Annotated in this window: 11 protein-coding genes; 6 read left to right on the plus strand and 5 right to left on the minus strand. The window is 61.7% G+C overall.

The window, feature by feature from the left end:
• Positions 1 to 6 precede the first annotated feature (6 nt).
• Together QZ460_RS02775 and QZ460_RS02780 are read right to left on the minus strand one after the other, a co-directional pair.
• A complete protein-coding gene (locus tag QZ460_RS02775) occupies positions 7 to 2,946 on the minus strand; it encodes a hypothetical protein (protein WP_290540069.1) in 2,940 nt (979 codons plus the stop codon).
• Between the two features lies 1 nt (position 2,947).
• The gene (locus tag QZ460_RS02780; protein WP_290540072.1) at positions 2,948 to 3,295 is read right to left on the minus strand and encodes a translation initiation factor; all 348 of its coding nucleotides are present in this window, start codon (positions 3,293 to 3,295) and stop codon (positions 2,948 to 2,950) included.
• 83 nt (positions 3,296 to 3,378) lie between these two features.
• Between QZ460_RS02780 and QZ460_RS02785 the strand changes: the two genes are divergently transcribed.
• Positions 3,379 to 4,473: a DUF4435 domain-containing protein gene (locus tag QZ460_RS02785; protein WP_290540074.1), complete on the plus strand. Its 1,095-nt coding sequence runs from the start codon at positions 3,379 to 3,381 to the stop codon at positions 4,471 to 4,473.
• 91 nt (positions 4,474 to 4,564) lie between these two features.
• On the opposite strand, the gene QZ460_RS02790 is transcribed toward QZ460_RS02785, so the two are convergent.
• On the minus strand, positions 4,565 to 5,821 hold the full coding sequence (locus QZ460_RS02790; protein WP_290540076.1) for an aspartate kinase: 1,257 nt from the start codon (positions 5,819 to 5,821) through the stop codon (positions 4,565 to 4,567).
• A 192-nt stretch (positions 5,822 to 6,013) separates the two neighbouring features.
• Positions 6,014 to 8,146, minus strand: a complete 2,133-nt coding sequence (locus QZ460_RS02795) for a prolyl oligopeptidase family serine peptidase (RefSeq protein ID WP_290540078.1) — start codon at positions 8,144 to 8,146, stop codon at positions 6,014 to 6,016.
• 85 nt (positions 8,147 to 8,231) lie between these two features.
• Between QZ460_RS02795 and QZ460_RS02800 the strand changes: the two genes are divergently transcribed.
• The 4 genes from QZ460_RS02800 to mdh all read left to right on the plus strand — a co-directional run bounded on the left by QZ460_RS02800 (position 8,232) and on the right by mdh (position 11,686).
• The gene (locus tag QZ460_RS02800; RefSeq protein ID WP_290540079.1) at positions 8,232 to 9,059 is read left to right on the plus strand and encodes a 2,3,4,5-tetrahydropyridine-2,6-dicarboxylate N-succinyltransferase; all 828 of its coding nucleotides are present in this window, start codon (positions 8,232 to 8,234) and stop codon (positions 9,057 to 9,059) included.
• Positions 9,060 to 9,061: 2 nt separating this feature from the next.
• A complete protein-coding gene (locus tag QZ460_RS02805) occupies positions 9,062 to 9,790 on the plus strand; it encodes a biotin--[acetyl-CoA-carboxylase] ligase (RefSeq protein WP_290540080.1) in 729 nt (242 codons plus the stop codon).
• Between the two features lie 445 nt (positions 9,791 to 10,235).
• The gene (gcvH, locus tag QZ460_RS02810; protein ID WP_290540081.1) at positions 10,236 to 10,613 is read left to right on the plus strand and encodes a glycine cleavage system protein GcvH; all 378 of its coding nucleotides are present in this window, start codon (positions 10,236 to 10,238) and stop codon (positions 10,611 to 10,613) included.
• Between the two features lie 131 nt (positions 10,614 to 10,744).
• Positions 10,745 to 11,686, plus strand: coding sequence for a malate dehydrogenase (gene mdh, locus QZ460_RS02815; protein WP_290540082.1), 942 nt, complete (start codon positions 10,745 to 10,747; stop codon positions 11,684 to 11,686).
• A gap of 837 nt (positions 11,687 to 12,523) precedes the next feature.
• On the opposite strand, the gene greA is transcribed toward mdh, so the two are convergent.
• On the minus strand, positions 12,524 to 13,000 hold the full coding sequence (greA, locus tag QZ460_RS02820) for a transcription elongation factor GreA (protein ID WP_290540083.1): 477 nt from the start codon (positions 12,998 to 13,000) through the stop codon (positions 12,524 to 12,526).
• 167 nt (positions 13,001 to 13,167) lie between these two features.
• On the opposite strand from greA, the gene cls reads away from it, so the two are divergent.
• Positions 13,168 to 14,532 carry a cardiolipin synthase gene (gene cls, locus QZ460_RS02825; protein WP_290540084.1) on the plus strand — a complete coding sequence of 455 codons (1,365 nt, stop codon included), beginning with the start codon at positions 13,168 to 13,170 and terminating at the stop codon, positions 14,530 to 14,532.
• Positions 14,533 to 14,573 lie beyond the last annotated feature (41 nt).

Below are 14,573 nucleotides of genomic sequence, written 5' to 3' on the forward strand. Positions count from 1 at the left end.
ATATTGCTAAAACGGCAATCCCAGCGATGCTGCGACATAGACCCCGCCGCACGACGGACGGTAGCACGAGAGCTTGAGGGTCGACGTGGCCGACGCCGGCTGCCGGAAGACGTTGAAGTCGAAAATGAGGTCCCCGCCCACCGACCAGATCCGCCGCCGGGTCATCCCGTTGTTGCCGACGTCGCGGAACTGCGCATAGTCGCCTCCGGCATTGAGCCGGATGCGCTTGATGTAGATCACCGAACCGATGCCGCCCTCGGGATACCACACCGGCAGCTGGTAGTCGGCCTGAAAAGCCATGTAGTTGTTCGACACGATGTCCGCGGAGGTGAACCCGTGCGGAACCAGCCGCGTGGATTTGTAGCTCAGCGGAGCATATCCCGACGGGAACTTGTAGCCGCCGATCGAGGTCTGGTAGGTCGCGGCCAGAAACAGCGAGTTGTGGGGTGCCAGCCCCGGCAGATAGACCTGTCCGTAGCATGAAATCAGATCGCTGAAATGACTGTTCTCCGGGTTGAACGTGTAGTTCGCACTGAGGGTGTAGCCCCAGCGGGGCGCGATGTCGCGGTGCGCCATGCGCACCTGGTCGGAGAATCCGGCTCCGAACGAGACTTTGTGCAGTCCCTTGCGGAAACCGATCCGCTGCATGTTGGAGATGCTGCCGTTCTCCCATTCGATTTTACCCAGATCGGCGACCATGCCGTTGGAGTAGTTCCAGCCCGCCGACAGGGAGAACTGCCGCGTGTGATAGCCCCGCTGGAAATAGAGCGGCAGCGTGGCCGACAGCCCCACGGAGTAGTATTTGTCGGGGGCGGGACGCGTTTGGTAGACCGGGTTTCCCTGCTCGTCGCGCCCGGCCAGCGCATAGAAGAGCTGGTTGCCGCCGTAGGAGGCATCCAGGTCGAAACGCACGCCCAGTCCGAAATAGCGCACGCCCAGATTCACGAGCGAACCCTCGTGGCGGTTCCAGCCGTAGGAGGCGTAGGCCTCGGTGTTCGAAAGCAGGTTCTGCGAGATCAGCGTAAGGCCCGCGTTGAGATTGATCACATGTTCGTCGACCGCCGCAAAGGGATTGAATGCCACGGGCATCCAGCTGTGGACGTTCATCAGATTGGGGACCTTGCGATACCGTTTGGCGCGGAACCGGCCCGACAGTCCGACCGAATCGGCACACGTATAGCGCACCGTGTCGAGATTCACCACGTCCCACCGTTTTCGGGGCGGGTTCACCAGATTGACGGGCAGCCGCGACGGCGTGACGCGAATCGGCAGGCTGTCGCCGGCCGTGGCCCGCTGCTCGGCGACGCGGTAACCGAGGCGGTCGTAGGTCGTCAGCAGCACCCCTCCTTCCGCCGGAGCAGGGGCAAAAGAGCCGTAGGCCGAGGTGGTGATGCGGTATTCGCGGCGGGACATCAGGTCGTAACAGTGGACCTCGTCCCTGCCCGAGGCGATCGAGCCGTAATAGAGTTTGCCGTCCGCAGCCCGGAGGTTCGAAAGGGTGATGTAGGCCCCTTCGGTAATCGGATGCATGCCGTCGGAATCGATGCGGCCGATCCATATACCGCTGTCGTCGGTGACCAGGACATACCACGCCACGGTCCGATCGTCCCACGCCAATCCGTGGATCTCCACCCGATCGGGAGTCTCGAACCGCCGTTCGGCCTCCCCGCCATGCCGCACCACAACCGTATAGCGACCGTCGGGACTGTACTCGACCCATCCGAACTCCTCGCCCGAGGCCGTGGGATAGAGTGCATTCCGCCGCCCCGATGCCGTGCGGGGCACACCGTCGGCAAGATCCATGTAACACAATTGCGAATTGACACGCTGTTCGAAGAGCGCGGAGCGGCGGTACTCGGTCCACCACACGCGGCCGTCGGCCATCGACGGACGGGTCGAGACCAGTCCCGTATGGCAGAGCGTCCGTTCCCGAGCCGTGCGGCGGTCGATCACGACGAAACGCGAAACGCGGTCGAGATCGGTTTTCAGCGCCAGCACAGCCGTGTCGCCCAGCGGCAGAGGCCACTGGTAGGTCGTGTGGTTCTTTTCGGGCAGCGCAGTGAGCGGCACGGCGCTGTCCTCGGTTTGCGGCAGCGAATCCCAGTAGCGTTCCAACTCGTCGAAGGTTTCGCGGAAGAGCTTCATGACGTTGGTCTTGTAGAATTTGCCCAGCGCCACACGCGTGGTGGCCAGCACGTAGGGATTGCGCGACCCGTACCAGGCGACCTTGTCCCAGATGTTCTCGCCGTAGCGTTCCCAGGCATAGGAGCAGATCTGATAGCCCAGCTGGTAGTGGTCGGGGATGTAGTCGCGGTAGGAGCCGCAGAACCAGCGGTCGATGTTGCAGCGGTCGCGGCCGACGCCGCCCATGGCGCGGTAGGCCATCGAAAACGAAGGCTGGAGACCGCGGCCGAACGACGACATCATCGTCTCGGACATCACGGCGTCGCCCTCCATGGCCCAGATCGGCATGCACAGCAGGCCGATGGTCGATCCCTGCTGCCCGAGCACATAGCTCAGGGCGCGGATGACGCCCCGATTGAGGTTGTTGTACTGCACGGCGTGGCGGTACTCGTGGGCCGCGAGCTGCTTGTACCACGGCATCGAATAGCTGTCGACGGCCGGCGGGGTGAGGAATTCCACGCGCTTGGGAAGATACATCACCAGACCATTCGACTGGAAATTCGCGGGGTGCATGACGAAGGGGATGCGCATCGGGCCGTGGCGGAATCCGTAACCGATGTCGGGACGGACCGAGCGGAGATAGAACAGCGTGCGCCGGGCGATGCCGGCGACCGTATCGGGATAGATCATCCGCACGTCGGGGGTGCGGATCGTCGACCATTTCTGCGGCGGATCCGAACCCCAGGTATAATACTGGGCCGCGGCGCGTTCGACACCGCACCACACACTTAGCAACGCAAGGAGCAACAGCAGCCGGCGCACGTTACGAACCGGCTTTTTTGCAACGGTAGCCGCTGCGGGTGAGCAGTTCAACCACACGGTCGCGGTGGTCGCCCTGGATGATGATTTCGCCCGCCTTCGCCGAACCGCCGACGCCGCACCGGGATTTCAGCATGCGCGCCAACTCCTGAAGGTCGGCATCCCGGCCCACAAACCCCTTGACGAGGGTCACGACCTTGCCCGCCCGCTGTTTGCGGTCGAGCCACACGCGCAGATCCTGCTGCCCGGCGGGCAGCGTCTCGGCTTCGGGTTCGTCGTCCGTTTCGTAGTTGAAACCCGGGTCGGTCGAGTAGACCATCCCGAGGCGTGATTTCCAGTCGTTGTCGGCCATAATGTTCGAATGGTTGAAATTAAACGCCTAAAGCGGCGTCATTTATTGCGCAAAATTAACAAAATATTTATCTTTGTTAACGCATGACGAAGAAGTTCCGCGAAAAACTGCGCAAGTTCAACCCCTTCACGCGTCCGATGACGCTCGATGAACTGCCCCAACCGCTGCCTGCCAACCCCGACCAGCGGCTGGTGAAGGTCTATGTCGAAGGCTACGAAGACGTGGCCTTCTGGCGCGGTATCTTCGACCATTTCCAGAATCCCTACCTGCGTTTCGAAATCTCGGTCCCCGACCGCGGCGACCTGCCCAAGGGCAAGAAGGTCCTCATGAGCATGATCCCCCGCTCGTCGGAGGAGCTGCTTCTCTGCGTCGACTCCGACTTCGACTACCTCTTCGCCGGGCGCACGCCCCAGTCGAAAGAGGTCGCCGAGGCCAAATTCATGTTCCACACCTACGCCTACGCCACCGAGAACTACCTCTGCTACGCCCCTTCGCTGCACAACGTCTGCGTCAAGGCCACCAAGAACGACACGCGCATCTTCGACTTCGTGAAATTCATGCACGACTATTCGTGCACGATCTACCCGCTGTTCCTCTGGTATGCCTACTCGGCGCAGCTCGCCACGGAGCATGTCTTTCCGCTGATCGACTTCAAGCAGTCGGTGCGCATCGGCTACCTCGACATCGAGGACAACGGCGCGAAGACCATCGAGTGGCTGCGGCGCAACGTCGCAAAGCGCGAGGAACTGCTCCGGCAGCGCAACCCGCGGATGATCGAACCCATGAAGGAGTTCGAACTGCAGCTCCGCAAGCGCGGCCTGATGCCCGAAAACGCCTATCTGTTCATGCACGGCCACACGCTGATGGACAACGTGGTGCTGATCCTGCTCAACACCGTGTGCGAGAAACTGCGAGCCATGTCGATCGCCAAGATCACCGCCTCGAAGAAGCAGGGCGTGGCGCTCAAGAACGAGATGTCGAACTACACCAATTCACTGCGTTCGATCCGCGACGTGCTGCTCGACAACGAGAACTACACCAAATGCCCGCTCTACAAGCGGCTGGAACGCGACATCGAGCGCTATATCGCCCGCACGATCTGGCACATGAAGCGCAACGGCGAAATCCGTGACTCGTCGGTGATCGACATCATCCACAAACTCCGCTCCGGACAGTAGTAACCCCTAAAAAACGAGGGGCGGGGACACTCGGACCCGTTCGAAACGCATCCGGCGACTCCCGCCCATCAAATCCGGCCCCCGGGACCGGCTATTCCCGTTTGCGGACCACGCGCACGGTGGACTGCGTGGCCTGCCGCACGAAGACCTGCGGCCCCCGGGCGTAACGCCGCCACAGTTCGTCGGTATAGCCGCGCACCGTGAGCAGTTCCATGTTCTCGGCCTTCATCACATCGAAGCCCGCGCCGCGCAGCGCCTCGATGGCCTCGTCGATGTGCCACGAGTTGTCGACGCACAGACTCAGGTTCACGGCCGAATTGTGGATCAGGTTGGCCTTGATGCGGAAACGCTCCAGCAGCGAGAAGATCGTGGCGAACTTCTCCTCCAGCACGAAGGAGAAATCCCGCGAACGGATGGTCAGCAACACCTGGTCCTTCTTGAGAATCAGGATGGGCACGTCGATCGGGGCCGACATGCCGCGGATCACCGTGCCGGGCTTGCGCTTGTCGCCGAAGGGACGTACGTAAAGCGGAATGTTCTTGTTCTGGAGCGGCTTGATCGTCTTCGGATGGATGATCTGCGCACCGCTGTAAGCCAGTTCGATGGTGTCGAGGTAGTTCAGTTCGGCGATCTGCACGGCATCGGGGAACGCTTTCGGGTCGGCGTTCATCACGCCGTCCACATCCTTCCACACCGACATCGACTCGGCATCGAGAATGTTGGCCACCACCGCCGCCGAGTAGTCCGAGCCTTCGCGCCCCAGGGTCGTGGTCGTGCCGTCGGGCGCACCGCCGATGAAGCCCTGCCCGATGAAGATGTTCTCGACACATTTGCCCAGCGCATTTTTCAGCAGCGGAGCCGAAGCCTCGATGTCCACTCCGGCGTCCTTGTGGCGCTGCTCGGTGAGAAAGCAACGGCGCATGTCGATCCAGCGGTTCGACACCCCGGCGTAGTTCAGATATTCGGAGATGATCGTCGTCGAAACCAACTCGCCGTAGGCCACGATCGTGTCGTACCACAATTCGGCGTCACCGGGTTTGTAGACGGTTTGCGTGGCGACCTTTTCCAGTTCGTCGAACAGCCCATCGACGGCCGGAAGCCGCTTCGGCTCGTGCCACAGTTCGTCGATGATCTCCGCATGGCACTTCCGCAGCTGCCCGACATGCTCCAGCGAGAGCTGTTTGTCGCCTTTCTGAAGCCCTTCGAACACCTTTTCCAGAGCATTGGTCGTTTTGCCCATCGCCGAAACGATGATGAACAGGTTCTGCTCGTCGTCGATGATCTTGCGCAGATTCCTCACACCGTCGGCATTCCGCACCGACGCTCCTCCGAATTTATAGACTTTCATGTTGTCTCTCGTTTTAACCTAACTAACCCAATCCTGGCGTCTTGCCGCCCGACAGGATGCACGCGGCGGTGCGGCGCCCCTCCCCGGCTTTTGCCGGCCAAAGCGCCGCACCCTCCGCCTGTTGCTCCCGCGGAAACCGCCGCAGCCCGGCGCCGAAAACGATTCTGAGCGGCAATGCGGCCCCTGAAAATATTACTTTTTCAGCTCCCTGTACGGCACGCCGATGTTCTGGAACAGGAACGCGTACATGTCGGTCGCCTCGTCGATACGCTTCGACGTGGGTTTGCCGGCGCCGTGGCCCGCTTTCGACTCGATGCGGATCAGGATCGGGGCATCACCCGCCTGGGCATGCTGCATCGTGGCGGCGAACTTGAACGAGTGGGCCGGAACGACGCGGTCGTCGTGATCCGCCGTAATGACCATCGTCGCGGGGTATTTCACACCCTCCTTGATATTGTGCAGGGGCGAGTATTTGTAGATGTAGCCGAACTGCTCCTCGTCCTCCGACGAACCGTACTCCACGGCCCAGCCCCAGCCGATGGTGAACTTGTGGTAGCGAAGCATGTCCATCACGCCCACGGCCGGAAGACACACGGCATAGAGATCCGGGCGCTGCACCTCGCAGGCACCGACCAGCAGACCGCCGTTCGAGCCGCCGTGGATGGCCAGCTTGTCCGTCGACGTGTAGTTTTCGGCAACCAGATACTCGGCAGCGGCGATGAAGTCATCGAAGACGTTCTGCTTGTTCTCGAGCATGCCGCCCCTGTGCCACTCCTCACCGTACTCCGAGCCGCCGCGCAGGTTGGCCACGCAGTAGATGCCGCCCTGCTCGACGAACATCAGTGCCGAGGGGTTGAAACCGGGCGTGAGGTTGATCTGGAAACCGCCGTAGGCATAGAGCAGACAGGGATTCTTGCCGTCGCGTTTCATGTCCTTGCGGCGGGTGATGAACATCGGAACCCGCGTGCCGTCCTTCGAGGTGTAGAACACCTGCTCGGTCGTGAACAGTTCGGGGTCGAAATTCACCTCCGGAGCCTTGTAAAGCGTCGATTCGCCCGAAGCGATGTCGTATTTGTAGATCGTGGCCGGAGCCGTGTAGTTGGCCAGCGTATAGTAAAGCTCCGTGTCCTCCTCGCGGCCGTCGAATCCGCCGACCGAGCCGATGGCCGGAAGCGCCACCTCGCGCACCTGCTTTCCGGTGTAGTCGTACTGATAAATCCGGCTCTGCGCATCCTGCAGGTAGTAGGCAAACAGGCTGCCGCCCGCCGTACCGACGCCCTCGAGCAGATTCCGGTCGCTCTCGGGAATCACCGTTTCGGGCTGCCCGGGACGGTTCAGATCGATCTTCATCAGCGCATAGTTCGACGCATCCCGGTTGGTCACGAAATAGAGCTGGTCGTCCTTGCAGTCGACGGGCGAATAATCCGCCTCGAAGCCCGGCAGCAGGACGCGGAATTTCGGTTCCGACACTTTCTTATAAAGGATCTCCGTACCCGACGTTCCCTCCGAAGCGATGACGAAGAGCCATTTACCGTCCTCCGAAGTCCATGCCGAGAAGTAGCGCAGCGGATGTTCCCGGTCCTCGTAGACAAGCTTGTCGGCCGCCTGGGGTGTCCCCAGAGTGTGGTAATAGACCTTCTGGAACTCGTTCTTGGACGAGTAGGTATTTTGCTTCGGAGCATCATAGGCGCTGTAATAGAATCCCTTGGAATCGGCCGCCCACTGTGCGCCCGAGAACTTCACCCACTCGATCCTGTCGGACGTGAGCGACTTGTCGGCGGTGTCCATCACGCGGATCTCCACCCAGTCCGAACCCGACGTGGCGGCCGAATAGGCAAACCAGCGGCCGTCCTTCGAGAAGGACATGGCGGCCAGGGCCACCGTTCCGTCGTCGGAGAGCTTGTTGGGGTCGAGGAACACCTCGCCGGCCTCGCCCGGCGTCTTCGTGCGGTAGATCACCGGCTGGTTCTGCAACCCGTCGTTATACGTATAGTACCACCAGTCGCCGTGCTTGCGCGGGGCGCTCTCCTTGGCGTAGTTCCACAATTCGGTCAGCCGCTCGCGGATGGCCCCGCGGAACGGAATCTGCGAAAGGTAGTCCTGCGTCACGGCGTTCTCGGCGGCGACCCATGCGCCCGTGGCTTCCGAATTGTCATCCTCGAGCCACCGGTAGGGGTCGGACACCTCCGTGCCGAAATAGTTGTCCACCACCTCACCGCGCACGGCCTCGGGGTAAGGCTGATGTTTGATCTGCTTCATATTGCCGCAACTTACCGCCGCCGCTGCTCCGAGCAGGAAGGCGACCTTGATGGATAAATGCTTCATAACTGAACTGTTTGGGTAATGATCGGGGCAAAGTTATGAAAAATTCAATATTTTCCGTAATTTTGCCTATCGAAAACAACAGTCTATGTACAACGAACTCGAAACGATAATCGGACAGGCGTGGGAAAACCGCGCGCTGCTTCAGGATCCCGCCGTGCAGCAGGCCATACGGCAGGTCGTCGAACTGGTGGACAAGGGCGAGCTCCGCACGGCGGAACCCGTCAACCCCGCCAAAAGCGAATGGAAAGTCAACGAGTGGGTCAAGAAGACCGTGATCCTCTACTTCCCGATCCAGCCCATGCGCAAAATGGAGGCCGGCGAACTGGAGTGGTACGACAAGATGGAACTCAAGCACGGCTACGAGGAGCTGGGCGTGCGGGTCGTGCCCCAAGCCGTGGCGCGCTATGGCGCCTACATCGCTCCGGGAGCCATCCTGATGCCTTCGTACGTGAACATCGGCGCCTACGTCGATTCCGGCACGATGGTCGACACGTGGGCCACGGTGGGCTCCTGCGCCCAGATCGGCAAACACGTCCACCTCTCGGGCGGTGTGGGTATCGGCGGAGTGCTGGAACCCGTGCAGGCCGCACCGGTGATCATCGAGGACAACTGCTTCATCGGCTCGCGCTGCATCGTGGTCGAGGGTGCGCACGTCTGCCGCGAGGCGGTGCTCGGCTCGAACACCGTGATCACCGGTTCGACGCACATCATCGACGTCACGGGCCCCGAACCCGTCACCTACAAGGGCTATGTTCCGCCCCGTTCGGTGGTTGTTCCGGGCAGCTACCGCAAGCAGTTCCCGGCGGGTGAATACAGCGTCTCGTGTGCGCTGATCATCGGCCAGCGCAAGGAGTCCACAGACAAGAAAACTTCGCTGAACGACGCCCTGCGCGACTTCAGCGTATCGGTATAGCAATGATTGACCACATCGAAGAGACCACCTCGACCAACGACGACGCCCGCGACGCGAAATACCGCCACGGGGACATCGTCTGGGCCGAGCGCCAGAGTGCCGGCCGCGGCCAGCGGGGCCACAAATGGTCGAGCGCCGAGGGTCTGAACCTCACCTTCTCGCTGGTGCTCGAACCCCGGTTCCTGCCGGCCGGCGAACAGTTTCTGCTCAACGAGGCCGTAGCCCTCGCACTCACCGACACCTTTGCGCAGTTCGGCATCGCGACGCGCATCAAGTGGACCAACGACATCTACGCCGGAGACAAGAAGCTGGTCGGCATCCTGATCGAACACAGCTACTCCGGCCCGACGCTCGGCCGCACGATCGTCGGGATCGGCATCAATGTCAACCAGACGGAGTTCGACCCCGAGCTCCCCAACCCCGTGTCGATGGCCCTGATCGCGGGACACGCGTTCGACCGCAGCGAGGTGCTCGAAGCCTTCCGCCACCGCATCGGCATCCGCTACGCACAGCTTGAGCAGGGCGAACGGGAGCCCCTCCAGAGCGACTACCGCGAGCGGATGTACCGGCTGGGCGAGCGGCACACGTTCCGCTTCCCCGACGGCCGGCCGACCGAGGCCTCGATCGAGGGTGTGCGCCCCACGGGCGAACTCCTGCTGCGGCACTCCGACGGCACGCTCGGGGAATACCTGTTCAAGGAGATCGAATTCGTGATTGAAAAGCCGCAATAGCAGGCATCGGCATCAGAAGGGGGGGGGGAGGTCGGAGCACCGGATTTTCGCATCCCGACCCACCCTGCCGCCGTTTTCGCCCAACATCTGCGCCCCGGCAGCCGGGCCCGGATAATGCCGGCAAGACGCCCCGACACACACCATGCAGCCTCGGCAACGACCCGCCGCAGCCTGCCGTTGCGCCCCGGAGCGCCGGCCGAAGCTCCGGGGCGGGAACCGCAACACCGGAAAGCAACCCGGACCGACGCCGGCCAATCGGAGATAAAGACCTGTCCTACAATCCACTAACATCCTGCTTCAAGCGAACCCGACTGCGGTGGCGGCCCAAAATCCGCCGCAGGAAAAATATATGGCAAAATAGTGTGAAAGTCCTTTGCTGTTACAGAAATAACAGTTATATTTGCATCGTAAAACAGCCTATTTCAAACCAAATTTCAAGGATATTATGAACGTACCTGCAAATCTGAAATACTCCAGCGACCACGAGTGGTGCCGCATCGAGGGTGACATGGCCGTTATCGGCATTACCGACTTTGCCCAGAGCCAGTTGGGCGACATCGTTTTCGTCGACGTTCCGACCGTGGGCGAGACCCTGGCTGCAGGCGAGGTCTTCGGTTCGATCGAAGCCGTGAAGACCGTCAGCGACGCATTCCTCCCGGTGGGCGGCGAGATCGTGGAATTCAACGAGGCTGTCGATGCCGACCCCGCCGTCGTCAACCGCGACGCCTATGGCGAAGGCTGGCTCGTGAAGGTCAAGATGTCGGATCCGGCCGAATACGACGCCCTGCTCAGCGCCGCCGACTACGAGAAGCTGATCGGATAGGAAGTCCCCTTCGGATGAACCGCCAAGGCGGGAATCCAGAGGCGGGGCCAGGTTGCAAACGCGGCGGAAAGCCGCGCACGAAACCGTCCGCCGGAGGCGAAACGAACATTTTACACAAAATACTTACTGTTATGTCAAAAGTTACTGTCGTAGGTGCAGGCGCCGTAGGTGCAACCTGTGCAAACGTAATGGCTTGCCGCGAAGTGGCGAGCGAAGTGGTCCTCGTCGACATCAAAGAGGGTCTCTCGGAAGGCAAGATGCTGGACATGTACCAGTGCTCGACGCTGATGGATTTCGACACGAAGGTCGTCGGCGCAACCAACGACTACAAAATGACGGCCAACTCGGACGTGGTAGTCATCACCTCGGGCATTCCCCGCAAGCCGGGCATGACCCGCGAGGAGCTGATCGGCACCAACGCCGGCATCATGAAAGGCGTGATCGAGAACGTCATCAAACACTCACCCCGCGCCATCATCATCGTGGTAGCCAACCCGATGGACACGCTGACCTACCTGGCCCTGAAGGCTTCGGGACTCCCGAAGAACCGCATCATCGGCATGGGCGGCGCTCTCGACTCGGCCCGTTTCAAATGCTACCTGGCCAAAGCCACGGGTGCCAACATCAACAACGTTGACGGCATGGTCATCGGCGGCCACGGCGACACGACGATGCTCCCGCTCGTATCGAAAGCCACGGTCAACGGCGTTCCCGTTTCGCAGTTCGCCTCGAAGAAGAAACTCGAAGAGGCCGTAGCCAACACGATGGTGGGCGGAGCCACTCTGACCAAACTCATCGGCACTTCGGCATGGTACGCTCCCGGTGCCGGCGCCGCAATGATGGTCGAGGCTATCCTCAACGACCAGAAGAAGATGATCCCCTGCTGCTGCTACCTCGAAGGCGAATACGGCCAGCAGGACATCTGCATCGGCGTTCCCGCAATCATCGGCCGCAAGGGCATCGAGAAGATCGTGAAGATCGACCTCACGAAGGAAGAGGCCGAGAAGTTCGCCGCTTCGGCCGAGGCCGTCCGCAAGACGAACAACATCCTGCACGAGATCAAGGCTCTCTAAACCAAGGAGGGGGGGGGCGAGACGGAGACGGACGACCGGAAAACGGAAAGCCGTCCCGTAAAGCCCAAGAAACCCGTCCACAAAGGCCGCTCCGACGTTCGGGGCGGCCTTTTCGTATCCGGGCCGAAGCCCCGCAACGCTCTCCGCCGCAATCGCCCCCCGCGAAACCCCGCAGACCCGCGCAGATGCAGCCCGAGCCACAGGTCACGGGTCACGGGTCACGGGCCGCATGCCACACACCTCAGATCATGCGCCACAGATCATGCGCCACAAGCTACACGGCACGAACCTCAAGCTACACGCACCCCCATCCGCCCGACAGACCCGGCAGGCCCGACAGACCCAATCCGCCCCAACACGTTCGATACGCTCAACACTCCCAATCCGCCCCGACACATTCGACACACCCGACATGTCCAATCCGCCCCGAAACCGGCAGCAGTCGTCAACAACCGACAGCAAGTGTTTCCGGTTCCCTTCGCCCCGAAAACGGCCCCCGAAAGTCCCAGTCGCGCCCGGCACTGACATCTGATCCAATCGAGCGGCCCGAACGGTGACGGCAGCGGGCGCAAACGCAACCCTGCCGCACAACTCCCCGCCCCGATCGGATCGCCCCCCGCCGGTCCGAAAACGCCTGTCAAGGCCACGGGAAGCGGCAGGGGCGGAACAGCCACAAAGTCGCAGGACACCCCAGACAAAGACGTATCACACGCACGGTTAGCGACATAAAAAAAGGGGCCGCTTGTCGCGACCCCTGCAAAAATACCTCCGAACGAGGATGTATGTCTGGTCCGGCCCCCCGGGGGAAGCGGACGCCCCCGAAAAAAGCCGGGAGGCTCAAATGCTGATGTCGAGGATCTCGAAATGGATCGTGCCGGCCGGAACCTCCACATCCACACGGTCGCCCTTCTTGCGGCCCAGCAACGCCTTTGCGATGGGCGTGCCGATCGCCAGCTTGCCCTCGCGCAGATTCGCCTCGTGCTCGGCGACGATCGTGTAGGTCACCTGCTTCTGATTGTTGTGGTTCAGCAGCGTCACCTTGCTCAAAATCTGCACCTTGCTCTTGTCGATCTTCGACTCGTCGATCACTCGGGCATTGGCTATCGTATCCTCCAGTTTGGCGATACGCATCTCCAGCAGGCCCTGTGCCTCACGGGCGGCATCGTACTCCGCATTCTCCGAAAGATCGCCCTTGTCGCGCGCTTCGGCGATCGCCGCCGAAATCGCCGGACGCTCGACGGAACGCATGTGTTCGAGTTCGTCCTTAATTTTCTTGTAACCCTCCGCTGTCAGGTAAATAATCTCTTGTGCCATAATTCAACAACTCTCCGGAATCTCCCGCCGGAGCCGGAAATTCCAAAAAACCGAATAAAAACGTAAAAAAACAAGAATCCCGACCCAAAAAGGCCAGAACCCCGTTGCTATTGTATAGACAAAGATAGGAAGTAAAATCCATATTTCCAAATCTTTTTTCGCGCTCCGTGGCACGGATCGTGCCTGCCCTGCGGGGTATGTACATCGCCCTTACGCTTCACCTGCTGTGGACCCTCGGCGCGGCCTTCGTCATCACGCGTCGCCAACGGATACCGGCCTCGGCAGCCGCCTGGCTGGCACTGGTTTTCCTGCTTCCCGTCGCCGGCACGCTGCTCTACGTGCTGGCCGGACACCGCCGTGCGATCCCGGCGCCAGAACCCTGCATCTGCCGGGGCGATGCCGTGGAACAGATCGTCGCCCGCGGCTGCGGAACCCGCCCCGCACCCCGCAACAGCGTCAGCCTGCTGCACAACGGCAGCAACGCCTTCACGGCCCTGATCGCCGCCCTGCAGCACGCCGCCCGCTCGATACACATGGAGTACTACATCATCCGCGACGACCGCATCGGGCGCACCATCGCCGAAATTCTGATCCGCAAGGCCCGCGCCGGGCTGGAAGTGCGCGTCATCTACGATGCCGTGGGTTCGTGGCGGCTCAGCCGCACGACTTTGCGCCGCATGCACGACGCCGGAATCCGCACGGCCGCCTTCGAAACGGTACGCTTCCCGTGGTTCTCCACACGCGTATCGCGCCGCAACCACCGCAAAATAGTCGTCACGGACGGCCGTATCGCCTTCCTCGGCGGCATCAATATCGCGAAATACTACCTCGACGGGAACGACATGGGCAAGTGGCGCGACGAGCATCTCCGCATCGAGGGCGATGCCGTGAAGGACATGCAGCGGCTCTTCATCGCCGACTGGGCCCGGGTCACACACGAATGCCTCGACCTGCGCCGCTACGTCGCCCCGCACGGCATCCGGCAGCGCCTGCCGATCCAGCTGGCCTGGTCCGAAGAGGGTCCTTCGCGGCTGACCATCGCCGACGCGTTCGCGGCGGCCGTCGTCCGGGCCAGACGGCGGGTGCGCATCTGCTCCCCCTACTTCCTGCCCCCGACGCTAATTCTCGATGCGCTGCGCCTTGCGGCGCGGGGCGGCATCCGGGTCGAAGTGATGATCCCCACGTGCAGCGACTCGCCGCTCTCGGACCTGGTCTCCGACTCCTACGTCGCGGACCTGCTCGACGCCGGCGTCGAACTCTACCGCTACGACAACGGATTCCTGCACGCCAAACTGGTGATCGTCGACGACACGCTGGCCTCGGTCGGAACCGCAAACATGGACTACCGCAGCCTGACGGACAATCTCGAAGTCACGGCCTTCATCCGCGACCGCGCGACGGTCCGGCAACTGGCTGCGACCTTCGACAACGACCTCGCCTCGTGCCGACGCATCACCCCCGCCGAATGGAGGCCGCCGCTGTGGCGCCGGACGCTGGGCGACGCGCTCCGGCTCGTATCGCCCCTGATGTGATTCCGCCCCTGACGCCCCCCCGGTTCAGAAGGCTCCGGTTC

This window comes from Alistipes sp. (genome assembly GCF_020026455.1).
GTDB lineage: Bacteria > Bacteroidota > Bacteroidia > Bacteroidales > Rikenellaceae > Alistipes.

Excerpts from the sequence above, each read along its gene's own strand:
- QZ460_RS02780 (WP_290540072.1), bottom strand. The coding sequence starts at position 3,295 with ATGGCCGACAACGACTGGAAATCACGCCTCGGGATGGTCTACTCGACC.
- QZ460_RS02785 (WP_290540074.1), top strand. The coding sequence starts at position 3,379 with ATGACGAAGAAGTTCCGCGAAAAACTGCGCAAGTTCAACCCCTTCACG.
- QZ460_RS02790 (WP_290540076.1), bottom strand. The coding sequence starts at position 5,821 with ATGAAAGTCTATAAATTCGGAGGAGCGTCGGTGCGGAATGCCGACGGT.
- QZ460_RS02795 (WP_290540078.1), bottom strand. The coding sequence starts at position 8,146 with ATGAAGCATTTATCCATCAAGGTCGCCTTCCTGCTCGGAGCAGCGGCG.
- QZ460_RS02800 (WP_290540079.1), top strand. The coding sequence starts at position 8,232 with ATGTACAACGAACTCGAAACGATAATCGGACAGGCGTGGGAAAACCGC.
- QZ460_RS02805 (WP_290540080.1), top strand. The coding sequence starts at position 9,062 with ATGATTGACCACATCGAAGAGACCACCTCGACCAACGACGACGCCCGC.
- gcvH (WP_290540081.1), top strand. The coding sequence starts at position 10,236 with ATGAACGTACCTGCAAATCTGAAATACTCCAGCGACCACGAGTGGTGC.
- mdh (WP_290540082.1), top strand. The coding sequence starts at position 10,745 with ATGTCAAAAGTTACTGTCGTAGGTGCAGGCGCCGTAGGTGCAACCTGT.
- greA (WP_290540083.1), bottom strand. The coding sequence starts at position 13,000 with ATGGCACAAGAGATTATTTACCTGACAGCGGAGGGTTACAAGAAAATT.